24 protein-coding genes are annotated in these 24659 nt (G+C 42.8%); 13 read left to right on the top strand and 11 right to left on the bottom strand.

Annotated features, from left to right (window positions below):
* Positions 1-78: 78 nt before the first annotated feature.
* The gene (locus ACFGVR_RS12745) at positions 79-771 is read right to left on the bottom strand and encodes a PRC-barrel domain-containing protein (RefSeq protein ID WP_448697565.1); all 693 of its coding nucleotides are present in this window, start codon (positions 769-771) and stop codon (positions 79-81) included.
* A gap of 202 nt (positions 772-973) precedes the next feature.
* On the opposite strand from ACFGVR_RS12745, the gene ACFGVR_RS12740 reads away from it, so the two are divergent.
* The 13 genes from ACFGVR_RS12740 to hemN all read left to right on the top strand — a co-directional run bounded on the left by ACFGVR_RS12740 (position 974) and on the right by hemN (position 13784).
* Positions 974-1369: a hypothetical protein gene (locus ACFGVR_RS12740; protein WP_448697563.1), complete on the top strand. Its 396-nt coding sequence runs from the start codon at positions 974-976 to the stop codon at positions 1367-1369.
* Between the two features lie 21 nt (positions 1370-1390).
* Complete coding sequence (gene pta, locus ACFGVR_RS12735) at positions 1391-3511, top strand: phosphate acetyltransferase (protein WP_448697562.1); 2121 nt, start codon at positions 1391-1393, stop codon at positions 3509-3511.
* Positions 3508-4755, top strand: a complete 1248-nt coding sequence (locus tag ACFGVR_RS12730; protein ID WP_448697560.1) for an acetate/propionate family kinase — start codon at positions 3508-3510, stop codon at positions 4753-4755. Before pta ends, ACFGVR_RS12730 begins: the two co-directional genes overlap by 4 nt.
* 47 nt (positions 4756-4802) lie before the next feature.
* Positions 4803-5726 (top strand): universal stress protein, encoded by a 924-nt coding sequence (locus ACFGVR_RS12725; protein ID WP_448697559.1) that lies wholly within the window; start codon positions 4803-4805, stop codon positions 5724-5726.
* A 37-nt stretch (positions 5727-5763) separates the two neighbouring features.
* Complete coding sequence (locus ACFGVR_RS12720) at positions 5764-6369, top strand: YceI family protein (RefSeq protein ID WP_448697557.1); 606 nt, start codon at positions 5764-5766, stop codon at positions 6367-6369.
* Positions 6370-6381: 12 nt separating this feature from the next.
* A complete protein-coding gene (locus ACFGVR_RS12715; protein ID WP_448697556.1) occupies positions 6382-6795 on the top strand; it encodes a hypothetical protein in 414 nt (137 codons plus the stop codon).
* A gap of 5 nt (positions 6796-6800) precedes the next feature.
* On the top strand, positions 6801-7208 hold the full coding sequence (locus tag ACFGVR_RS12710; RefSeq protein WP_448697555.1) for a hypothetical protein: 408 nt from the start codon (positions 6801-6803) through the stop codon (positions 7206-7208).
* 242 nt (positions 7209-7450) lie between these two features.
* Positions 7451-8098: a YceI family protein gene (locus ACFGVR_RS12705; RefSeq protein ID WP_448697553.1), complete on the top strand. Its 648-nt coding sequence runs from the start codon at positions 7451-7453 to the stop codon at positions 8096-8098.
* A gap of 5 nt (positions 8099-8103) precedes the next feature.
* A complete protein-coding gene (locus ACFGVR_RS12700) occupies positions 8104-9483 on the top strand; it encodes a hypothetical protein (RefSeq protein ID WP_448697551.1) in 1380 nt (459 codons plus the stop codon).
* Between the two features lie 168 nt (positions 9484-9651).
* Entirely contained in the window at positions 9652-10830 is a 1179-nt protein-coding gene (locus ACFGVR_RS12695; protein WP_448697549.1) for a PAS domain-containing sensor histidine kinase, read from the top strand.
* A gap of 5 nt (positions 10831-10835) precedes the next feature.
* On the top strand, positions 10836-11891 hold the full coding sequence (locus ACFGVR_RS12690; RefSeq protein ID WP_448697547.1) for a response regulator: 1056 nt from the start codon (positions 10836-10838) through the stop codon (positions 11889-11891).
* An 82-nt stretch (positions 11892-11973) separates the two neighbouring features.
* Positions 11974-12405: a lactate dehydrogenase gene (locus ACFGVR_RS12685; protein WP_448697545.1), complete on the top strand. Its 432-nt coding sequence runs from the start codon at positions 11974-11976 to the stop codon at positions 12403-12405.
* 11 nt (positions 12406-12416) lie between these two features.
* Entirely contained in the window at positions 12417-13784 is a 1368-nt protein-coding gene (hemN, locus tag ACFGVR_RS12680; RefSeq protein ID WP_448697544.1) for an oxygen-independent coproporphyrinogen III oxidase, read from the top strand.
* 58 nt (positions 13785-13842) lie between these two features.
* On the opposite strand, the gene ACFGVR_RS12675 is transcribed toward hemN, so the two are convergent.
* From ACFGVR_RS12675 to ACFGVR_RS12630, 10 genes are all read right to left on the bottom strand, one after another.
* The gene (locus tag ACFGVR_RS12675) at positions 13843-15630 is read right to left on the bottom strand and encodes a hypothetical protein (protein WP_448697542.1); all 1788 of its coding nucleotides are present in this window, start codon (positions 15628-15630) and stop codon (positions 13843-13845) included.
* A 72-nt stretch (positions 15631-15702) separates the two neighbouring features.
* Positions 15703-16053, bottom strand: a complete 351-nt coding sequence (locus ACFGVR_RS12670; protein WP_448697540.1) for a hypothetical protein — start codon at positions 16051-16053, stop codon at positions 15703-15705.
* A gap of 96 nt (positions 16054-16149) precedes the next feature.
* The gene (locus tag ACFGVR_RS12665; RefSeq protein WP_448697539.1) at positions 16150-16836 is read right to left on the bottom strand and encodes a sulfite exporter TauE/SafE family protein; all 687 of its coding nucleotides are present in this window, start codon (positions 16834-16836) and stop codon (positions 16150-16152) included.
* The gene (locus ACFGVR_RS12660) at positions 16833-17252 is read right to left on the bottom strand and encodes a FixH family protein (protein WP_448697537.1); all 420 of its coding nucleotides are present in this window, start codon (positions 17250-17252) and stop codon (positions 16833-16835) included. Before ACFGVR_RS12660 ends, ACFGVR_RS12665 begins: the two co-directional genes overlap by 4 nt.
* Positions 17253-17256: 4 nt before the next feature.
* Complete coding sequence (gene ccoG, locus ACFGVR_RS12655; protein ID WP_448697535.1) at positions 17257-18636, bottom strand: cytochrome c oxidase accessory protein CcoG; 1380 nt, start codon at positions 18634-18636, stop codon at positions 17257-17259.
* 19 nt (positions 18637-18655) lie between these two features.
* Complete coding sequence (locus ACFGVR_RS12650) at positions 18656-19570, bottom strand: cbb3-type cytochrome c oxidase N-terminal domain-containing protein (RefSeq protein WP_448697533.1); 915 nt, start codon at positions 19568-19570, stop codon at positions 18656-18658.
* Positions 19567-19758 (bottom strand): hypothetical protein, encoded by a 192-nt coding sequence (locus ACFGVR_RS12645; protein WP_448697532.1) that lies wholly within the window; start codon positions 19756-19758, stop codon positions 19567-19569. Before ACFGVR_RS12645 ends, ACFGVR_RS12650 begins: the two co-directional genes overlap by 4 nt.
* A 4-nt stretch (positions 19759-19762) precedes the next feature.
* The gene (gene ccoN, locus ACFGVR_RS12640; RefSeq protein ID WP_448697530.1) at positions 19763-21898 is read right to left on the bottom strand and encodes a cytochrome-c oxidase, cbb3-type subunit I; all 2136 of its coding nucleotides are present in this window, start codon (positions 21896-21898) and stop codon (positions 19763-19765) included.
* Between the two features lie 73 nt (positions 21899-21971).
* Positions 21972-22151, bottom strand: a complete 180-nt coding sequence (gene ccoS, locus ACFGVR_RS12635) for a cbb3-type cytochrome oxidase assembly protein CcoS (protein WP_448697528.1) — start codon at positions 22149-22151, stop codon at positions 21972-21974.
* Positions 22148-24532, bottom strand: a complete 2385-nt coding sequence (locus tag ACFGVR_RS12630; protein WP_448697527.1) for a heavy metal translocating P-type ATPase — start codon at positions 24530-24532, stop codon at positions 22148-22150. Before ACFGVR_RS12630 ends, ccoS begins: the two co-directional genes overlap by 4 nt.
* Positions 24533-24659 lie beyond the last annotated feature (127 nt).

Here is a 24659-nt window from a genome sequence, read left to right as displayed (position 1 = left end):
AAAAGTGGAAGTATCGATACTTAAAAAAATATCAGTACTTCCACTGTCAACGTTCAATCGGGCAAAAAGCTGTGCGGTTTATAAACAAACCTCAAGCTCAGCATATGCTGGGCTGTTTTCAACCTCAGCTACGCTAATATCTAAAAATACCTCAAAGTTTTTCCATTGCAGGGCGTCAACATGGTTAACGCTAACTACAACCTTTTTTCCGCCAATAATGTTGTGCGTATCGATAACAATACCGGTAATTCTCCATATTTCATCGTCAATTACATAATCATTCAGGTGGCCTATGTGGCCGCCAAGCGCATGTATTCCATATCCGCTTACCCCGATGGCGCTCTGTAAATGCACATCGTATATCGTATTATCCACCGCATACAGTTCTTCGGTTATTGGTGTTACCTTCACTGCATCAGCTGCACGTTCGTGCACAAAAATAAGGTTGTCCCAATAAAAACCCCACGAATGATGGCGGTGCAGTACCTCTTCCATTTGGCGGGTAACCGGCAGCTTGGTATCAATATCCGGGCTATGCCTAATCTGGTCCACGGTCATATTTACGTTAAAGCATTGATGTTTATGGTCGCAATCAGTTATCTCGCGTGCCGCGATCAAAACTTTACGCCCTAAAAGCCAGCGGCCGGTTTCTACCACCAGGTAGCGGACGTTCCATTTTTTATCGTCGAAGTAAAAGTCGACGATCCTGCCCAGTTCGCCATCGATGGCGGCAATTTTGTAGCCTATCAGGCTATTGATGTTGTGTTTCATGTTGATTCGGTTTTTCGGTTAATGATTTGTTTTCGATTCAAAAGTAGTAGCCTTCCCGTTAAATGAAAGTGATCTTACGCGGCGCATTTTACTGATAGTCATCATCTTTCTAACTGATGTCGGTCATTTTATTCCGCTTCGGCGTCGGTCAACTTTGTGTTAAGCAAAAATTCATAAAACAACATCAAATAAAATCAAAGGCATGACAACGACAATTGAAGACAATCAACTCAATACCGAGTTGCAGGAACTTTACCTGGTGAGTAAACAATGGATATCAGATTTGACGTTTTTTGAAAGCGAATTCAATTTCCTGAAGAAACGTTTTGAGGAAACTTTAAATGCCAACGATAACATGGGCGAGCTTGAGCGGATAGCCGCTATCCAAACCAAGCACAAAGATTTTGAATTTCGTATTCAAAATTACCTGCACAGGCTTGAGCCGTTCATCACCGAAGCAAAACAACCCTTAAATATCAACCTGATAGAAACTTACGCCCAGATAGAAAGTGAGTTAAACCAGTTTGCCAGCGAAATAGTGGCGGTAAAGCATGCCATTTTACAACTGACCAAAGAGCATCATAAAAAAAACGCCTAATCACGCTATAGTTAACCGGTTATGTCAAAAAGTATTTTTATCGCGTCATCCGAGCCTTACAGTGGCAAATCAGTCGTCACCTTAGGCGTAATCAATATGCTGATAGCCAACGCTGCTAAAGTAGTGGGCTACTTTAAACCGGTTATTGCAACTGGCCTGGCCGAAATGGCGGATACCCACATTCAAACTGTACTGCATCAGTTTCATCTCGGCCTTCAGTACAGTGATGTTTGCGCTTTTACCCGGCACCAGGCCATGCAGTACCACGAAAAAGGCAGCGAGGGCGAAATGATAGACGCGCTTATCGCCAAATTTAAAAACATCGAGGGTCAGAGTGATTTTACGGTAATAGAAGGCAGTGACTTTATTGGCGAAGGTACCGCGTTCGAGTTGGATATGAATATCCTGATCGCAAAAAATCTGTGCGCACCGGCATTACTGGTTATATCGGGCGAAAGCAAAAACCCGCTGCAAATTGTGCATGAGGCACTCAATTTTCTTCGAAGCTTTAGCGATAAAAATGTACCTGTATTAGGCGTTGTAGCCAACAAGGTGGATGCATCTGCACAGGCAGAAGTAGATGCTTTGCTACGTCAATCCATACCAGATAATGTTTTGATAGCCGTAATTCCGTGCGAAAAAGCACTAAAAAATCCGGTTATTAAAGACATTTGCGACACGCTGCAGGGCAAATTGCTTTTTGGCAACAGACAGTTAACCAACCGGGTTGATAACTATGTAACCGGAGCCATGCAATTACCCAGCTTTTTGAGTTATATTAAAAATAATGTACTGATCGTTACACCGGGCGATCGCGGTGATATCATCATTGGCGCGCTGCAGGCAAACCAGTCAAACAGCTTTCCAAAAGTTGCCGGTATTGTATTAACTGCCGGCATCCAACCGGATGCACAGGTTATACGACTGATAAGCGGCTCGCACAACGTTGTACCTATCCTTTCTGTCGAAACCGGGACCTTCGAAACGATCAATGCCATAGCAGCAATTAAACCACGCATTAACGCCGGTAATAAACAAAAAATAGCATTCGCTATCTCCTTATTTAACCAGCATATTGATGTTTTAAATTTAAATGATCGGATAGTAAACTATCGTTCTAAGTCGATGCCGCCGCATATGTTTCAATACCAATTGGTTAAATGGGCCGCTCAAAAAACAAAGCATATTGTTTTACCCGAAGGTAATGACGAGCGGGTACTTAAAGCGGCAGAAAAGCTGATCGCTCAAAAATTAGTTGCCATTACCCTGCTCGGAAAACCCACCGAGGTTCTGGGTACCATCAGTCGCCTTGGTCTCAATTTAAATCTTAAAAATATTAATATCATCGATCCGGCCTCTTCACCATTTTTTGATGATTATACCAAAACGCTCTACAATTTACGTAAAGACAAAGGCCTGAGCCTGGAAGCCGCAACCGATCTGATGACGGATGTATCGTACTTCGGCACCATGATGGTATACAAAGGCGCTGCCGACGGCATGGTTTCGGGAGCCGAACATACCACGCAACACACCATAAAACCGGCACTGCAGTTTGTTAAAACCAGGCCGGGTATCTCTACCGTTTCATCAGTGTTTTTGATGTGCCTTGCCGATAGGGTTTGTGTTTTTGGCGATTGTGCCGTTAATCCCAATCCAACCGCGCAACAACTGGCCGAAATAGCCATTTCTTCCGCCGATACCGCGAAACGTTTTGGCATCGAACCACGGATTGCCATGCTGTCCTATTCTTCAGGTACATCGGGTATTGGTGAAGATGTTGATAAAGTAAGATCAGCTACAAAACTGGTTAAACAATTACGCCCGGATCTTAATGTTGAGGGCCCTATTCAATACGATGCAGCGGTCGATCCGGCCGTTGGTCAACAAAAAATGCCAGGTTCGGCGGTAGCCGGCAAGGCAACCGTTTTGATCTTTCCTGATCTTAACACCGGCAATAATACTTACAAAGCCGTACAACGCGAAACCGGCGCACTTGCTATTGGCCCAATACTGCAAGGTTTAAATAAACCGGTTAACGATCTGAGCCGCGGCTGCACCGTAGACGATGTGTTCAACACCGTAATTGTTACGGCCATACAAAGCCAGGATGTTTACCAACCAGAACCGCAATTGGCATGAATATATTAATCATCAATAGTGGCAGCAGCTCTATAAAATATCAATTGTTTAAAATGCCGTCAACCCAGCCGGTTTGCAGCGGGCTGATAGAGCGCATAGGAACAGCAAACGCCAATATCATTCACAAGGTATTGCAGCCACATTTGGAATATACCAGCACACAAACTGTTGCCCTCCCCGATCATGAAGCCGGCCTGAAAAAAATAACGGCGCTCATCACCGATAAATTTGTGGGTGTTATTAAAAACATAAACGAAGTACACGTGGTTGGCCACCGGGTAGTGCAGGGCGGCAAAAACCTGTCGCAGCCTACCATTATTACCGATTTTGTAAAGCAGGAGATCAAACGGTTGTTTGCGTTGGCGCCTTTGCATAACCCCGGCCATTATCAAGGTATTGAGGTAGCCGAAAAGGTTTTTACAAACGCGGTGCAAATAGCGGTATTTGATACGGCGTTTCATCAAACCATGCCCGAAAAGGCTTTCAGGTACGCCATTCCCAATTCTTTTTATAACGATTACGGACTGCGGGTTTACGGCTTTCACGGCACCAGTCATAAATACGTGGCCTATCAGGCGGCGGTTTATTTAAATAAACCTAACGCCAAAATAATTACTATACACTTAGGCAACGGCTGTAGTATTGCAGCTGTTAATGCAGGTAAGTGCATTGATACCAGCATGGGCTTAACCCCGCTCGATGGATTGATCATGGGGACCCGCTGCGGCGCGATAGATGCTTCGGTAGTAATGTACCTGTCATCGCACCTGGGCTACACTACCGAACAAATAAACACCCTGCTCAATAAGCAAAGCGGTATGTTGGGATTGACGGGTTACAGCGATATGCGCGATGTTGCCCGCCTAATGGATGACGGCGACGAAACAGCGAAATTAGCTTATGAGATGTATGCCTATCGCATCAAAAAATATATAGGTTCGTACGCTGCTGCACTAAACGGATTAGATGCCATTGTATTTACCGCCGGTGTTGGCGAAAACGATGCGCGAACCCGCGAACTGGTTTGCACCGATATGGACTTTTTGGGCATCAGCCTCGATCCTGCAAAAAACACTGCAAAAAGCGGCGGCCTCAGGGATATTACATCAGCAACAGCTCGCGCTAAAGTATTGGTTATACCCACTAACGAAGAATTGGAGATAGCTAACCAATGTGTGGAGTTGTTAAATAATACCGGGCAGGTCTGCGCCATATCACCTTTAAACCTGACGAGCGTCATATAACACCCCACTGTATTAAGCGACTTTTATAGCACTTAAAACAAACGATCATGAAAACTATTCTCGTATTAACAGATTTCAGTATCAGGGCAGATCATGCAGCCACTTACGCTACACAACTGGCCGCAGGTATCCATGCCAACATATTGCTTTGCGCTGCTATTGAAACGCCGATAGCTTTTACCGATGGTAATGGCTTAAGCTGGCCCGTGCCCCAACAAATAGTTTTGAAAAAAGAATACGACAATGATCTGCGTGAACTTACAGGCAGGCTGCAGAAAGTAGTTGACAATATCGAAAGCTCTTTTAAGCCGGTCATCAAACATATATCAGAGTTTGGCCCGTTAGCCGATGTGGCAGGTAAGATCATCAGCGAACACCAAATTCACCTAGTGATCATGGGCAGCCATCGGTCAAACTTATTAAGCCGCCTGCTATTGAGCAACCATACGCATTCCATTATTGATAGTTTAAATTGCCCTGTTTTGATATTGCCGGACGTACACCGCTTTGCCAGGATCAGATCTATCGCCTACGCTACCGACTTAACTTTTAGCAACGGCAAAGTAATACGTTATTTAGCCGGCATAGCTAAATGGTTTGATGCCGAAATTTCGGTTAAACATATTACAGCAATATCCCAAAGCCCATCGCAACATGAGCTGGCCGAACGGATGTTCCGTTCTGAGCGTGCCACCGCAGAATATCCGCGTGTAAGTTTTCACACCGTAAAAAGAGACAAGGTACACGAAGGGCTTGTTGAGATGATCGGCTACATTGATGCCGATATTTTAACCCTGGTACATAAACGGTACGATTTTTTCAAGGGCCTGTTTCATACCAGCATCAGCAAACAACTGGCCGACAGCACGTTGATACCTGTATTGATATTACCACACTCATTTAGCGAAGATGTTGCCGATATCAGCAACAACCAACTTGATGCCTATTGCTTTTCGGCAACCGGAAGATGACCCTGTTTAAATCAATTTCATATTAAGCTACCCGTTAATGAAAACGATACTTTGGTTATTGTTGCTTTTGCCTTTACCTGCCTTGTCGGGATTTAACTCGCAATCAAAAAAGCCATACCTGGCGCGGTGGGTTTTAAATAAGGACTGCTCGTTAGCAGTAAACGGCAGCACCAACATCAACAAGTTTAGTTGTGTAGTACCGCATTACAGCCGACCCGATACACTGATTTTTTGTAAGGACAATAACGGTGTAGTATGTTTAAAAGGAGGACTAAATTTAGACATACTCGATTTTGATTGCCACAACCACTTAATGACAGCCGAGTTAAGAAAGATACTGAGACAAAAGGATTATCCGGAGTTGAAAATAAGCTTTGTTAGTTTAAGTAAATATCCCACTATAACCGATGAGGCAAACGCGGTGACAGGTATAGTAAACATTGAACTTGCAGGTGTTACCAAACGCATCGAGGTTAACTACAAAACTGTTTTTGATAATGCAAACAACCTCACCTTGCTTGGTACCCAGGATGTCTGTTTTTCCGATTTTAATATCATTCCGCCAAGTCACCTGGGGGGGATGATCAAAACAAAGAACACATTGAATATTGCCTTTAACTTACGGATAAAAATTTTAAACTAACCAATGATCAACATGACCCAACAACCTACACCTTCACTAACTGGATTACATCAACTGGCCTGCGAACAGCAATCGCGGTTAAATTTTTTAGCCGTTGAAAGTATGATCATTAAAACCCTGATCGAAGACCACTGTGATCTGGCATCGCCACAAGCAACCATGTACCTTCTGCAACGCCTTTGCGGGCAGTTATCACAACTTAACATTCTAAAGGCTAATATTACCCGCGATTTTACTTCGTATCATGATCATCTTAATTCAACAATCAACGGATCGGTTATCAAAAGCACCGATGTTTTGGCGGCCGAGAGCGACAGGATACAATTTGAAATATCGGATATAGACAAAAGTTTAAAACGGTTAAAAAAGCAACTGCTTATTTTCAGAAAAAACGTATTGCACCAAATGGATGCATGCCTCAAATAATCACCATGAAAAAGATAATTAAAACAGGATTGATAGCAGGCGTTATTTTGTTTGTGTTAAGCTATGGCGGTTTATATGTAACCGTTCGCTTTTTCCCGCAAATGTTTGTTGAATATAATAACCCGCTTTTTAAGTCAGACGGTAGCCGCGACGTGATTTTTTACCTGCACGCTTTCATCATCAGTTTAGCGCTGTCCTGGTTTTGGGAAAGATTTAAAACCTTGTTCCATGGCTCCTTTTTATGGCGTGGATTGGAGTTTGGCCTGGTGTATGCCATGGTAGCGTTGCTGCCGGTTATGTGGATCACATTCAGCTCACTCGATATTACTTTTTTAACCGTGGCCAGCTGGTTTATTTACGGTTTGGTTCAGGCAATTATTGCCGGCATCGCATTCGCACGCCTCAATCCCTGATCTGCCTTTTTTGCGATCAATCATTACTTCAAAACACATCAGTTTTTTGAGCCTTAACTCCTATTGTCTTTTTCATAATTACTATACGAATTAATTTGATAATCAATAATTTATAATAACAAACAAAATGATACTCATCATTTAAAAGCCTGTTCCAGGTCATTCTCCGCCCCACTATTAGCTGGTACTTTTGGGTGTTGATCAGGAAGATCAGCGTAAGCTAACATCAAACACTAAATGATATGAAAAATCAAAACAACTTTAAACGCAGGTACCCTAATCTAAAAACACTTGCTGTTATTTTTTTTATTGGTGCCTTTTCGGTTAACGCGGCCAGTGCACAATCGCAGTATAAATTAAGCCCCTCTGCCGATAACATAGTTAAAATATTGGGGTCATCAAATGTACACGATTGGACAATGACAGCGCAAAACCCAGTCTGCGAGGCGGATTTTACAACAGCACCAGGCGAAGTTCCAAAAGCGCTCAGGTCATTCAGTTTTACGGTCAATTCAAAAAGTTTAAAAAGCGAGCATTCATCAATGGACGATCGTACCTACAAAACCATTAAGGCAGATACGTATCCACAGATCACTTTTAAACTTACCGGGGCGACTATCGCTACCACCGCAAAAGACAAATTTACCATCAATGCCGCCGGCACATTAACTATCGCCGGGGTAAGTAAAGCGATCAGCCTGCAGGTTAATGGCGAAGTAAAGTCCGATAATTCTATTACCTGTACCGGTTCTCAAAAGTTAAAACTAACCGACTTTAAGATCGACCCGCCATCATTTATGCTTGGCGCCATGAAGGTTAAGGATGATCTGACCATTCAGTACAATCTCAACTTCAAAAAACAACAACAAATTGCTTCACAAATAAACTAACAATCATGAAAACTAAATTTTTTACTCTGCTTAGCTCTCTTATCGTAGTTGGGCTAAATATGATCCCTGTGGTATTAAAAGCACAAGACGGATACATGCAGTTTTACCGTCCAAATGATAAAAGGGGTATCAATGTATTCGAAACTTCAAAAACTGATTCGGTAAAATTTACAGGCTTAAAAGTAAAAGTGGGTGGCGGTTTTGCCATGAACTTCCAATCGTTAAGGGCGTCAAATACAGCAACACCGGTAACAAAAACTGTGGGTACAGCAACCGGTAATGTAAACAGCCTTACCCCTTTAATAGATGGATTTAACCTGCCTATGGCTAATTTAAACATTGATGTTCAATTAGCCGATGGAATCCGTTTAAACCTAACATCATACCTTTCTGCAAGGCACCACGAAGAAACCTGGGTAAAAGGGGGCTATTTGCAAATTGATAAACTACCCTTCCTGCATAGCCAGTTTTTTGATAACGTAATGAAGAATGTGACTTTTGTGATCGGGCAGTATGATGTTGACTATGGCGATCAGCATTACAGAAGATCAGACGGGGGCAATACCATTTACAATCCGTTTGTAGAGAACTATATTATGGACGAGTTTGCCACCGAAACCGGTATGCACGTGTACTACAAATGTCAAAAAACAGGCTTGTTTGCAATGGGCGCTATTACCAACGGCGAGTTAAACGAAACAACCATTGCACCTACTAAAATTGATGCCGAAACTCAGGCAGTGAATAAATATCCGCCAGCATTTTTGGGCAAATTAGGTATCGACAAACAACTTAACAGCGATTTGAGATTAAGAGTAACTGGCTCATTCTATACTGTAAACAGTGCTAACAGTTGTACTTTGTTCGGCGGCGACCGTACCGGATCACACTACTACAATGTAATGTCAAACCCTGTTACAGCTGCCGGGACGGTATTAAGTAACGCTGTTGATTACAACGCGTTTTCAGGAAGGTTTAACCCTGGCTTTGGTGAAGAGAACCATGCTTTTATGGGTAACGTGTTTGTGAAATTTAAAGGACTCGAATTTTTTGGTACTGCCGAAACTGCCAAAGGCAGAACCATTACCGAAACATCAAACCGTGGTGTTAAACAATATGCCGCAGATGTGATCTACAGGTTCCCTGAAAAAACAGAAAATTTTTGGGTGGCCTACCGTTACAATACAGTAACTGCAACAATTGTTGGCAACAGCACCGATGTCACTGTTAACCGCAATGTGGGTTCGGCAGGTTGGTTCATGACCAAAAACATTATGATGAAAGCGGAATATGTAAACCAGGAGTATAAAAACTACGATCCAACCAATATATTAAATGGAGGGCAGTTTAAAGGGTTCATGTTTGAAGCCGCAATAAGCTTCTAAATATTGATGTTTGCTTTGAGTTGGGGCCCTGCAATATTGCAGGGCCTTTTTTTTTCGGTCAGGTGTAGTTTTTAAAAGTGATATTCGTCACTTTTTATATTGTTTTTTGTCATTTCGCTCCATGTTGGTTATTGTTGATATTTGTGACGAAAGTCACTTATACCGTAAATGGAAAACGCAGCCTTACTAAAAGCAATTATCGAAAACGCTATTGATGGGATCATTACTATCAGCGATCGGGGTATCATCGAATCGATCAATCCGGCGGCATGCGGTTTGTTTCAATACCAGCCGGCAGAAGTTATTGGCAAAAACATTTCAACTTTAATGCCTCCGCCCGATAGGGACAAGCACGACAGTTATATCAACCGGTATCAACGCACCGGCGAACCTCATATTATTGGCATTGGCCGCGATGTGATCGGGCTAAGAAAAGACGGCACAACTTTCCCGTTTCGTCTTGGAGTAAACGAGGTACAATTTTCGGGTCGCAAAATTTATACCGGTTTTATACATGATATCAGCCGTGAAAAAGAAGCTGAGACCCGCTTAAAAGAATATGCCATCCACCTGGAAGAGCTGGTTGAGCAACGTACTATTTCGCTTAAAGACTCGGTACAAGCCTTAATGTTGGCCAAAGAAGAAGTTAGCCTGTCGTTAGAAAAAGAAAAAGAGTTAGGCCAGCTAAAAAGCAGGTTCGTTTCCATGGCATCGCACGAGTTTAGAACGCCACTAAGCTCCATACAATTATCGGCAGTATTGATAGAAAAATATGCCATGGAGTTCAATAGTCCTAATATCACTAAACACATCGCCAAAATAAAAATGGCTGTGAGCAACTTAACCGGTATACTTAACGATTTTTTATCGCTCGAAAGACTGGAAGCCGGGAAAACAGAACCCGTATTTACCGAATTTGACATCGTAAAGTTTTCGGAAGAGATAACCGAAGAAATGCAACTGGTGGCCAAGCAAAACCAGAACATTATTTACCAGCATACCGGCACACAAAGCATGATCAGTTTAGATCCGGCTTTGCTTAAAAACTGCATTATCAACCTGATCGGCAATGCCATCAAATACTCTGGCGAAAATACTTTTATTGAATTTAACACCGAGATAACAGGCAAAAAATTAACCGTTGTAATTAAAGATAACGGCATAGGCATTCCGGATACTGATCAGACTCATTTATTCGAACCGTTTTTCAGGGCACATAATATCGGCAATATTCCTGGCACCGGCCTGGGCTTAAACATTGTAGCGCGATACGTTGGCCTGATGAACGGCAATATCAAATTTAACAGCGAGGTAAACCAGGGTACATCATTCACACTTTCATTTTAATCATCATGAGCAAAAGCGTACTAATCATTGAAGACAATAACGATATCCGTGAAAGCACAGCCGAAATATTAGAATTGGCCGGGTACAAGGTAGCCCAGGCCGACAATGGCAAAGCAGGTGTTGATATGGCTATGCAAATTAAGCCGGATGTGATTTTATGCGATATTATGATGCCCGAACTCGATGGTTATGGTGTGTTATTCATGTTAAGCAAGAATCCCGAAACTGCGACCATTCCCTTTGTTTTTTTAACAGCCAAAGCTGAACGGGTCGACTTTAGAAAAGGGATGGAGATGGGCGCCGATGACTATTTAACCAAGCCTTTTGATGATATTGAACTGCTGAACGCTATTGAAACCAGGCTAAGCAAAAACGAAAAGCAAAAAGCATATTTCAGCAAATCGCTGCAAAGCCTCGAAAACCTCGCTGCCGTATCCCGCAATGGCGGCGCCGAGTTAAAATCGATCATAGCGGGCCGCAAAATAAGGCAGGTGAAGAAAAAACAGGTTGTGTATTACGAAGGCGATACGCCACAAGGCATTTATCTGATATTGGAAGGTTGCGTAAAAACCTTAAAAATAGCCGAAGATGGCAGAGAGCTGATGACCGGCTTGTTTAAACAGGACGACTATGTTGGTATGAACGCCGTATTGCTTAACGAAGCCTTTAATGAAACCGCCGAAGCGATGGAAGACGCGGCTATTTGTATGCTGCCGCGCGAAATGGTGTTATCACTGCTGGACCGTTTCCCTGATATCGGTCAGCAATTTCTAAAAATACTATCAAATAACATCAAAGAAAAAGAAGAGCAGCTCTTGGAGTTGGCCTACAATTCGGTACGCAAACGCCTGGCCCAGGTATTGGTGAGATTAAACAAACAAACCGGTGATAGCGAACTGCAATTTAAAATATCGCGCGAAGAACTGGCAACTATGGCCGGTATGGCTACCGAAACGGTAAGCCGGACGTTGACTGATTTTAAAGACGAAGGCTTGATAGAGAAAAAAGGGGCATCGATACATATTTTAAACCTAAATAAACTGGTTAAAATGAAAAACTGACTAAACTCACTTTTTTGGCTGACCATCGTCAGGACGTGGCTGATGATATAGGGGTACCTTTGTTTAATCAATACCCATATAAATGAAAGTCGTAGTGTACAATATAAAATCTTTCGAAAAAGAATTTCTGGCGAAAGCTAACCAAAAAAAGCACGACATAACTTTAATATCCAACCCCCTAACCATTGAAACAGCATCTTATGCCCAGGGCAAAAATGCTGTTGTGGTTTCCATTAATGACGATGTGTCGGCAAAGGTTATCAATAAATTAGCAGGTCTGGGTGTAAAATATATAGCTACGCGTTCACTCGAAATGGGGCACATTGATAGATTGGCCGCTGCAGCAAATGGCATAATGCTTGCCAATGTGCCTGCTACGTCCCCCTATGATACCGCTGATCAGACGATAAAAACCCTCGATCTATGGCAAAGTAAAAAGTGCGTTGGCGATGCATGTATCTGTAGCAATAAATGTAATGAGGCTGAGATCAATACATTTCCTCCCACTAAATAATACACAACATCATGCAGTTAGGTAATAACCTGGTCGAAAAATATAACGTACCTGCGCCCCGCTATACCAGTTATCCAACGGTTCCGTATTGGGATTTAAATACTTTTGATCATGAAAAATGGAAACAAACCGTCAGGTTTTCTTTCCGCGAATCCAATCAACAGGATGGCATTAGCTTATACATTCATCTGCCTTTTTGCGAAAGCCTGTGTACTTATTGCGGCTGCAATACCCGGATCACAAAAAACCACAGCGTAGAAGAGCCATATATCAAAGGGCTATTAAAGGAATGGGCCATGTACCTGGATATCTTTGGCGAAAAACCAGTTGTCCGCGAAATACATTTAGGTGGCGGCACGCCTACCTTTTTTAGTCCGCAGCATCTCAAAATGCTGATTACCGGTATTTTAGAGCATGTAGATCTGCATCACAATGCAGAGTTTAGTTTTGAGGCACACCCGGCTAATACCACGCATCAGCATTTACAGGTACTGTACGACCTTGGTTTTCGTAGGTTAAGCCTCGGCATTCAGGATTTTGACCCGGTTGTACAATTGATCATTAACCGTATACAAAGTTTTGAGCAGGTACAGGCAGTTACGCTGGATGCCAGGGCAATGGGTTATACATCTATAAATTTCGACCTGATATACGGCTTACCCAGGCAAACCGTAACCGGCTTGCAAACTACTTTGGGGCTGGTTGAAAGCCTGATGCCCGATCGCATCGCGTTTTACAGTTATGCGCACGTACCCTGGATAAAGCCAGGGCAGCGCCGGTTTACCGAAAAAGACCTGCCGGACCCGGAGGCTAAAAAATTGCTTTATGAGTGCGGTCGCGGTATGTTTAAAGCAATGGGATATGACGAAATAGGTATGGACCATTTTGCCCTGCAAACCGACACATTATACTTTGCCGAAAAAAACGGCAAATTACACCGTAACTTTATGGGTTATACCCACCAATATACTCAATTAATGATCGGTATTGGCGTATCATCCATCAGCGATGCCTGGTATGCTTTTGCACAAAATGTAAAAAGTGTCGAAGAATATGTAAACATGGTCAATAGCGATATGTTACCTGTATTTAAAGGTCATTTGTTAAGCGACGACGATCTGGTTATTCGCAGGCATATTTTAAATATTATGTGTAAAGGCGAAACTTCATGGAATAGCCGCAGCCATCCCAGCGAGGTATTGGTTAACGGACTTGAACGCATGCAGGTTTTAGCCGATGACGGCCTGGTTGAACTCAACTCTTATCATCTACAGGTAACCCCGTTGGGTAAACGATTTTTACGCAACGTTTGTATGGCGCTTGATGCCAGGCTATGGGCAGATAAACCGGCTACGCAACTATTTAGTATGGCTGGTTAACTAAAAGGGTAGATATGTTTTTCATATCTACCCTTCTTCTATTCTAAACATTTATCAATTATGTTATTTGGGTAATTGTTAAGGCGTCCAGCTCCTTTTCCGATTGGTACAGATCGTGCATTATTTGCTCAATACAAACCTGGGTTTGATTGCCGATTTGCGGAATAAGTTGTTTATAATATTCAATACCTTGCTGCAACTGGTCTTTAAACTTAACCAGGTATTTACCCTTCTTTTCATTTAGGGTTTTCAGATACCCCACAATGTCTTTTTTCAGGTAATCGATATACAGGTTAAGTTCGTTAATAAACATGTGAGGGCGCTGCGCTTCGGCTAATAGATTGGTTTGCCCGTAGATGTGCTTTACCATTTCGTCCAAGGTGTATATCCTCGAAAAATACGCCAGGTTAGGTCCCGGGCAAATGGTAACCGCTTTACTTTCGCGGGGTTTTAACATATCGTTTTTGATATAGGCCGATGCACACAACCCTTCACAAAGACATTCCTTTGCCACAATATCTTCATACCGTTCTTTATACTCTTCCGCAGGTAACAAATACTCCTGTAGCTGCTTTATTTTAAGATGCTGATATTCGCGCGATGCGGTACAGATAGGTAACTCTGTAAATTCCGTATCGGTACACAAATACTTTTTTACACATGGGCTGCCAGGCCGTCCCTTTTCAATGCGCTGCAAGCGTTGCTCTTCGCCGGAGCTTTTACGAAAGTTGTTAAATAATATGCCCAGGGGCGATGAGGAACTGATGTAATAATCATCCTGACCGGCGCCAATTAGTTTTTGTAAGGTTTGCTCATCAACATTAGTGGTCTCGGGTACCAATAAAAATGTGCTGCCCCAACCGGTACCGTTTAAATGGTAATGATCTAACAAAAATCCATTTTCACTGGCAGTACCGATCCCTCCCTGCACACTTATCCGCTGTACTGGGGCAATCACAATTTTTAAACCTTTTTCAACAATTGCTTTGTTGTATATATCAAAAAGCTCGGCGCGCATTTCCTGCCGCTTTACTTTAAATTCTTCCAATATTGGTCCTAACAATAAGCCATCGGTAGCAAAAGCGTGGCCACCACAATTAAGTCCCGACTCTACCCTGAATTCAGATACCCACAAGCCTTTTTTTGCCAAAAACTTAGCCTGTATAAATGCCGAACGATGATCGCTTACTTTTAAAATTATTTTCTTTTTTAGAGCTCCATCCTTGTCCGGAAAAAAATCGGCAAACGTCTCCAGGTAGCTGTACAACCGCGGGTTCATCCCGGCCGATAACACAACTGAAGAATTGAGGTTACTTTCGGCAAAACCACGCAGCGCTGCCAATGCATCGGTATTTTCGTCGCCTTCATAATCCCCATTGGCGGTGTAATTCATCTTGTCTACTTTTGCCATGATATTTACATCTATGGCTCCGCATTGCATCTGTTCCCGTAAAATATTTTGGAATATCTGCTTATCCTTCGGATACTCCGTCATTAATTCGTAACCTTGCTTTAAAAGGGACGTTGCCGGTAACAATTCAAAGTAACGGTCAATATCCAAACCCTCATTAAAGGGCATTTGCTGTAGTCTGCTAAACTGCGATTTAACCAAACTATCCAGTAAGTTTAAATAAGCTGTGATCCTTTTGCTCCTGCTGTTAGGCTCATTTTTAAAAATCGGTTCGTACTCTAAATCATTTTGTTCGCAATGGTATTTACGCATACGTTCGGTAAGCTCATCATCAACTATCGAAACTACTGATGATATGCCATACCTGGCAACTTTTAAAGGTGTATCAATTGAATAGGCCAGGCCCAATACCGGGATGTGGAAATTATGGATCATATAAATATTTCACTAAAATCTTAAACAATAAAAAAAGCGGCTGTTAACCGCTTCTACTTTAGGGGAATGGGATTAAAATAATACAGCTGCTATCATGCCTACATGTAACATGATACTCACTGCAAAGCAAAGTAAGGTTGTGCGTATACCGGCTCCGCCCATATTGGCAATAAAGCTGGTAAAAAAGCAAACCATGGTTATAAATAGAACTGTAATTGGGGCATTGTAATAATAAATTAGCACAGCCGGGATAGGTAATAGTACCACACCCTGCACCATTAGCGAGATAAAGAACCAAAGCGTACGGTTGGCGGCTTGCCCATCGGCAAATGCTGTGTACCATGTCCACAAATTAAATGATTGTTTTATTGAGCTGTCTTGTGTATTGCTCCATGCGGCGTCAGTGTATCTTAAAGTTGCCATTGTATTTGATGATTTATACTACAAATATGGCGGTGATACGGCTATGGAAACATGACCTTCGTCAGGTGAAAAAGTGATAAAAAGCACTTTTAAAACTCAGCGGCAAACCGGATTACCCGTTGTTAAAGCAGGGCTTAAGTACGATATGTCTAAATTTAACCCTCTAAACACAAACCAAACGCCCAGGCACATCATAAAATAAGGTACTATATAATTGAGCCGCCTGCGCAGCTCTGTATTAAAAAAACCGGTACCAACTGCTGCAATAAGCATTAACGGCACGGTGCCTGTTCCAAACCAAAACATATACTGCACACCTGCAAAAACCGAGTTGGTATTAACTGAACCTATAAGAGCCAGGTAAACAAAACCACAGGGCAAAAAACCATTAAGTATCCCAGCCACAAAATGCCCCGATCGATTTTTTAACGCCCGGGCCAAGGCGTTGTTAAATGGTAAAAGAAGATTGTTGACAAACTTACCATTGATTAGCGGATGTTTGACCAATCGTGAAGTTGCTGCGAACAAAATAAATACGCCGCTTAAAATGCTTACCCATTGTTGTAAACCAGATAACCAAAACTGTCGGCCGATGAGCCCGGTAACCAGCCCAAGTGCAGAGTAACTCATTACTCGTCCTAAGTTATAGATCAGCTTATCCCATATCAACAGCCAATAATTATGAGTGTTTACGGGGATAGCGAACGCTAAAGGTCCGCACATGCCTATACAATGTACACTGCCAAACAGGCCGATATAAAAGGCAAGCTGATTGGTGTTCATGGTACATCCACCTCCTGGGTATAAAGATATTTTTTGCCGTTGCTTTCCCAGTTCATCGTTAGTTTCCATCGCCCGGCGGCTACACCTTCTAACGGGATACTTACCTGGTTATTTACGTCGCCAACCAAATTAAAGGTTCTGTCTAATTTTTCATCGGCCGGTCGCATCAAATGAAGAGTTCCTTTTAACGGCTTAATAAATTGAATAGCCAGCTTTTGATCAGTTAATGATATCCGCGGTTGCGCGTGATCGGTTATAACCTGCTTTTCTTTGGCATAATCACTATCAAAGGCGAGTCCCTTTTCATAGTATTGATTATCAGCTTCATCCGGCTGCCTAAACATAACTACGCTCATAGCGCTTATAAAGGCCACAAAAGCAATTAATAAAATAACAATTCGTTTACCCCAATCCATAATTTTATTCGTTTACAGGTCCAATAAATGTGGTATTAATGATGCTCAACACCTTTTGCTGCTGCATCACTTTTATTTTGATGTCCGTTTTAGCGGCATGTATCTTAGCCCCCGGTACCATCACAAAAAATATGGCTTTTGCCGATCCTTCACCTGCCAGTATCCCCGAAGTCTGTATGTATTTGATCTTGATCGACGGATCATCGGCAACCAGCCTGATATCCTGCGGCTTATCTGTTTTATTAATCAGGTCGGCATTGTATATATTACTGATATAGCCCCCCGGCTGATCCTGGTAAAGCATGCCCGCCGAACGCATTATGGTTACATCAACATCACCACGTTGCAAAACAAAATAGGTTAGCACTCCTAATAAGATCACAATAATACTGCTGTAACCAGCCATACGAGCTGTAAAAGCCGGTTTCTTTTTCTGCGAGATCATCTCTTCAGAATAAAAGTCTATAAGATTCAGCGGCTTGTTGATCTTAGCCATTACATAATCACAGGCATCAATACAAGCGGTACAATTAACGCACTCCATTTGGTTTCCATTCCGGATATCTATCCCTGTTGGGCATACATCAACGCATAAACCGCAATCAACACAATCGCCTTTTACGGTTTCGTTCTTACGGGATAGCTTGCCGCGCGGTTCGCCACGCTCATAGTTGTAGGCAATGTTAAGTGTGTGGCTATCGGTAAAAACACCTTGTAGCCGCCCATAAGGGCAAATAACAGTACACACTAATTCGCGTGCCTGGCTGTATACCAAATAAAAAACAAATGTAAATACCCAAATACTTGCAAAACCAACCCAATGCCTGTTAACCGGCTCGGTGACGATCTTGAGTAACTCATCGCTGCCAATAACGTAAGCCAAAAAAGTATTGGCTATCAAGAATGAGAGGAGCATGAACACAAAATGCTTGAGCGTTTTTTTGAATATCTTTTCGCGGGTAGCCGGCCCATCGTCAAGTTTTTTTCGCTTTCTCTCATCACCTTCTATCCATATTTCAATTTTGCGAAAAACCATTTCCATAAAAATAGTTTGCGGGCATATCCAGCCACAAAACAACCTGCCGAAAGCGATGGTGAACAACACCACACAAACTATACCGGCAAGCATGGCCAAAACGAAAAGAAAGAAATCCTGGGGCCAAAAAACCTGGCCCAATATCACAAACCTGCGATCTAATACATTGAGCAAAAAAAACGGATGCCCGCCTATCCGTATAAATGGTCCGGCAAAAAACAGAATAAGGTATGCGTAGCTCAACCAGCTACGATAACGATAGAACTTACCTTTACGGATGGCGGGATACATCCATTTACGGCTACCGTTATCTGCAGCACTTAGCTGGTCGTTCTTACCTGTCAACATCACATCTCAATTAATCCCATTATTTTTTAATCAACGCCAATGTTTTCCCTACGGCGGTTGTATTATCATCCGTCTCCTTTACCCCCTGTGGTTCTTTAGGGTTTGGTGGATTTGTGCCATGTAACGATTTTACATAGTTAGCTACATCTGCTATTTGTTTTGGAGTAAGCTGTTTCTCCCAGGTTGGCATGCCTTTGGTAGTCACACCGTATTTAATGGTTTTAAATACGTCGTTTATCTTATTGCCATGTAGCCAAAAATCGTCTGTAAGATTAGGGCCAACTTTACCCTCGGCGTGGTCGCCATGACATGGCGAGCAGGTTTGTTTAAATATCGCCTGCCCTGATGAAATAACCGCAGGATCTTTCGAAAGCTTAACGGTATTTTCATCAACCATATTTGCAGCCTTTGACAAGTAAACGGCCCTGTCTTTTGCGGCCACAGCCAATTCGGTTCTGTATTCATCGTACTGAAGTTGCCCTATGCCGAATACGTGGTAGATCAATAAATAACAAACCGCGAAGGCGATGGTACCGTAAAACAGCGTCATGAACCAGGCCGGCGTTGGATTATCCAGTTCCTGTATCCCATCGTACTCATGCTCCATAACCAGTGTATGTTCTTCTGACAGCGGTTTGAGCGACAGTATCTTTTCAATTCTGTTAACTTTCGGTTTCTTATTGGTCACCTTAAGAGCGGCTTCATCAGCTAAGATCTTTTGATATGCCTCGGGTCCAAGCACTATCCTGGTCATTACCTTAAATGTGCGTAACAGCACCAGCATCACAATAACAAATAAGATAAGCGTAAACACAATGGCTCCAAAACCTATATAGTTCATCGTTTCGCCCGATAACAGGCTATCACTTTTAGCTAAAACCGGCTGAGCGGCTAAAACCATCACGGTAAATATTATTAAACGTCGTGATTTCATGATCGTATAGTATTATGGGGTTCTGAAATGCCGTCGTTCAACGGTATATCGCTCATGTACTCGGCGTGGTGTTTTTTTAACTTGATAAGTAATATGGCTACCACAATAAAGAATACCAGGAATATGCCCAGTGAGGATAACAGGTATACCTGGTTACCCGAAATATGTTCTGTAAACTGCTTAAACATGGTCCTATTTTTTAAGATTTTCGGTTGTTTTATTTGCTTTAACATCGGTACCGAGGCGTTGGATATAAGCGATGATAGCGATGATCTCTTTTTTACTCTGCACCTTGATATGATCTTTAGCCAAATCATCACTGATCTGCTGAGCCTGGTTAGCCAGGTCGCGGTTGGCTATCTGATCGTAACCGATCGGGTATGGTACACCTAACTTACGCATGGCGTTAATTTTTGCCCCGGTAAGGCTGGTATCCAGCGTCTGTGTGATCAGCCAGTCGTAATTAGGCATAATACTGCCCGGCGACATCAGCCGCGGGTCCATCAGGTGGTTAAAGTGCCAGGAGTTGCCATATTTTCCGCCTTCTCGCTGCAAATCGGGTCCGGTTCGTTTGGAGCCCCATAAAAACGGATGGTCGTATACAAACTCGCCAGCCTTACTATATTCGCCGTAACGTTCCGTTTCTGAGCGGAATGGCCTCACAGTTTGTGAATGACAATTTGAGCAGCCTTCGCGGATGTAAATATCACGGCCCTGTAGTTCGAGCGGTGTGTATGGCTTAACACTGGCTATAGTTGGGATATTTGCAGAAATGGTTAGTGTTGGCATTAACTCTATAAAGGTGCCTACCAGTATAACCAGTAACGAAAGTATCATAAGCTGGATGGGTTTGCGCTCCAATACGCGGTGCCAGTGTGCTTTTTCTTTTTCCACAACAAGCGGTGCCAGTGGCATTGCTTCCGCAGCTTCGTTAGCAACCAGCTTACCCTGCAAAGCTGTCTGGCAAAGGTTATATGCCATTACAATAACGCCAAACAGGTACATGCTGCCCCCTACCGAACGTACTACGTGCATAGGAATGATGCGCATCGTAGTTTCTAAAAAGCTCGGATATTTGAGCATGCCTTCAGGCGTAAACTCTTTAAGCATTAATCCCTGCGTAAAACCGGCCCAATACATCGGTATCGCATAAAACAAAATACCCAAAGTACCTATCCAAAAATGAAATGCGGCCATCTTTTTAGAGTAAAGCTCTGTTTTGTAGATGCGGGGTATTAACCAGTATAAAATAGCGAAGGTTAAAAATCCGTTCCAGCCCAGTGCGCCAACATGCACGTGCGCAATTATCCAGTCTGTAAAATGCCCAACAGCGTTGATCTGCTTTAGCGAAAGCATTGGCCCTTCAAATGTGGCCATACCGTAAGCAGTTAAACCAACCACCATAAACTTTAAAACTACATCGTCGCGCACTTTATCCCAGGCCCCGCGCAGTGTGAGCAAACCATTGATCATTCCTCCCCAGCTTGGGGCGAGCAGCATGATCGAAAAAGCAACACCTAACGATTGAGCCCATCCCGGCAAGGTGGTGTATAATAAGTGATGCGGACCGGCCCAGATGTAAATGAATATCAGCGCCCAGAAGTGCAGGATACTTAATTTATATGAATAGATGGGGCGATTAGCCATTTTAGGCAAAAAGTAGTACATCATACCCAAATAAGGCGTGGTTAAAAAGAATGCAACCGCGTTATGCCCGTACCACCATTGTACCAGGGCATCCTGCACACCGGCATAAACCATATAGCTTTTAAAGGCGGATACCGGCAGTTCGAATGAATTTACGATATGTAACACCGCTATGGTAACAAACGTGGCAATGTAAAACCAGATAGCTACATACAAATGCCGTTCACGACGTTTAATTATTGTACCAAACATATTGATACCGAATACTACCCAAATAATGGTAATAGCAATATCAATGGGCCATTCCAGCTCAGCATATTCATGCGACGTGGTTAAGCCAAGGGGCAGAGTAATTACCGCCGAAACAATGATGAGCTGCCATCCCCAGAAATGGATCTTGCTTAAAACATCGCTATACATACGTGCCTTTAATAAACGCTGTAGCGAATAATAAACGCCCATAAAAATAGCGTTACCCACAAAGGCAAAAATTACCGCGTTGGTATGTAGCGGACGTATACGCCCAAAGGTAGTGTACTGATTACCCATGTTTGCACCGGGCGAGTACAATTGGATGGCGACGATGAGGCCCACCGTCATGCCGATGATACCCCAGATGACTGTCGCGATACCAAAATTTCGCACAATTTTGTTGTCGTAGTAAAACTTTTCGAGCTGCATAAATTTGATGAATTATAGCTTTTGATGAATGCGTAAAATTATTTAGGTGGCCGCGGGGAGGGCATGATGACAATTATGAAATAATGTGATCCGGATCATTTTCCGGTTCAACAATCTCGTCGTCGAGCAATATTCTTACCGATGGCGTGTACAGATCCTGATTTTGACCGCTGCTTTGCGCCCAAAAAAATGCGCCTAAAAAAACAAGCGCGAGCAATACGCTACAGCCTATGAGAAAAAAAATAATACTCATGATAAATTTCGGTTTTTAGCGGCCAGGTGAGTGGCAATGCTGGTAAATCCAATAATTGTAGCGGTGCTTGCAGGCATCAGTATAGCTGCAATTAAAGGCGACAGTTTGCCCGTTACGGCGTAGCTTAGCCCAAATAAGTTGTATGCTAAGGAGATCAGAAAAGAAACATGGATCACCTTCACTGTATCTTTTGAAAACTTTAAGAATTGCGGTAGCAGTTTTAATGACTTGCTATCCAAAATGGCATCGCTACCGGGGGAAAAGTTGTTAACGTTATCGGTAATGGCTATGCCGAGCTCACTTTGTTTTAACGCGCCGGAGTCGTTTAAGCCATCGCCCATCATCATCACTTTTTTACCGGCCAATTGCAGGCTTTTTATAAAATCGAGTTTTTGCTGTGGCGATTTGTTAAAGTGCATATAGCCATCGTTTTTAAAATACGGCAACAGCGCTGCGCGATCATAATCCTGATCGCCGGATAACAGGTATAATTTATATTCTCCGGCAAGGTTAAAAACCTCGTTTAAGCCCGCGCGGAATTTTTGTCCAAATAAAAAGTACCCATGGTATGCGCCATCTATACGCATATGCACCTGTGTTGAGCCTTGCAGATCGGGTTGTTTGCCAACAAATACCGCATTGCCTATTTTAACCTGGTGCCCGTTTACAACAGCACTGATACCTTTACCGGGTTCTTCGTGATAAGCAGCGATCTTTAACAACGCGGCCCCGTGCAACAGGTGGCAAATACGGCGACTAAGCGGGTGATTGGAGTTATTGCAAACGCTAAAAATTAACTGCGTTTGGTCGCCGGTAAGATCAGCATGCTGGGTTATGATGCTGTTGCCGCCGGTAGTGATGGTACCCGTTTTATCAAACACAATGGTATCTATTGCTGCGAGTTGCTCAACAATAGCTGTATTTTTTAAGTAAAAACGGTTTTTATCAAAAATACTTAAAGCTGCCGACATGGTAAAAGGCGTACTCAATGCCAACGCACACGGACATGCAACTATTAATACCGCCGTAAATGCATTAAACCCACGATGAATATCCGATGGTAGCCAGGCAATAAGCGCTCCAAATGCAATAGCGAGCAACACGAGGGTAAAGTATTTACTTACCCTTTGGTTAAATGTTTTTACCCGGCCATCCTGGCTACGTTTAAATGCCTCATTATTCCAAAGTTGTGTAAGATAGCTTTGCGATACCGGCTTAATTACTTCCAATTCAATAGCGCCGCCCATTTGCCGGCCACCGGCATAAACTACTTCGCCTAATACTTTGCTTACCGCAACTGATTCGCCTGTTACGAAACTAAAATCGATACGCGCTTCGCCATTTAACAATATCGCATCGGCAGGTATGATCTCGCCATTTCGGATAAGTATACGATGGCCAATTTTAAGATCGGATAATGGCACCGGCTTTTCTTTATCATCAACAATCACTTGTACTGCTACCGGAAAAAACGATCGGTAATCGCGCTCGAAGGAAATATGGTAATAGGTTTTTTGCTGGACAAATTTACCCACCAATAAAAAGAACACCAGGCCGCAAAGGGTGTCGGCAAAACCGGCGCCCGTGTGCGTAACTATCTCAAAAAAAGTGCGCAAAAACAAAACAGCAATGCCAAGCGCCAGCGGAAAATCGATATTTAAAACTTTTGCGCGCAGGTTTTGCCAGGCCGACACAAAATAACCGCTGCCGCTATACAACAAAACCGGCAATGAGAAAAGGATATTTAACCAGCCAAAGAACTGCCTAAAAGTCTGTTCATATCCCGAAAGGCCAAAATACTCGGGAAAGCTCAACAACATTACGTTACCAAAGCAAAAACCCGCGACAGCTATTTTTTTGATGAGATTATTATTGGTGCCGGTTACCTGTTTTTTAACTACGTCCTGCAGGCTGATAAGTGGCTCATACCCTATGTCAACCAAAATTTCAACAACCCGTCTTAGAGAAATGGAACGGTTATCATAGCGGATATTGATTTGCTTTTTCAGGAAGTCGACACGGGTATAATAAATTGCCGGCTCAATTTTATTAAGCTGCTCTAACAGCCAGATACACGAACTGCAATGGATATAAGGTATGTACAAGGTTACCATGCTGATCTTTTCATCATGGTAATCAATTAACTGGTTAACTATTGCTGGCTCATCCAGGTATTCAAATCGTTTGCTTACCTGGATGCGTGTTTCGCCGGGATGATCGTTATAGCGGTAATAATTACAGAGGTTGCTTTGCGAAAGAACCTGGTACACCCCCTGACATCCCGCACAACAAAACACATGCCCGTCAGCTTGAAAATGTCCTTCATTACAGTCGTTTCCGCAATGGTAGCACGTGGTTTTTGTAAGGGTGTCGGCCGTCATTTTTTAGTATTTAATTGATACCAAAATTGCGTTGCCAGGGCTTTCAAAAAAATGAGATGGATTTTTCAAAAAAGTGACAACAGGCATTTTTTTGAAAAAACAGGGTTGACAGAGACGGAAGCTTTAA

It is taken from the genome of Mucilaginibacter aureus, from assembly GCF_053514885.1.
This window is presented reverse-complemented; position numbering and strand designations above follow the sequence as displayed.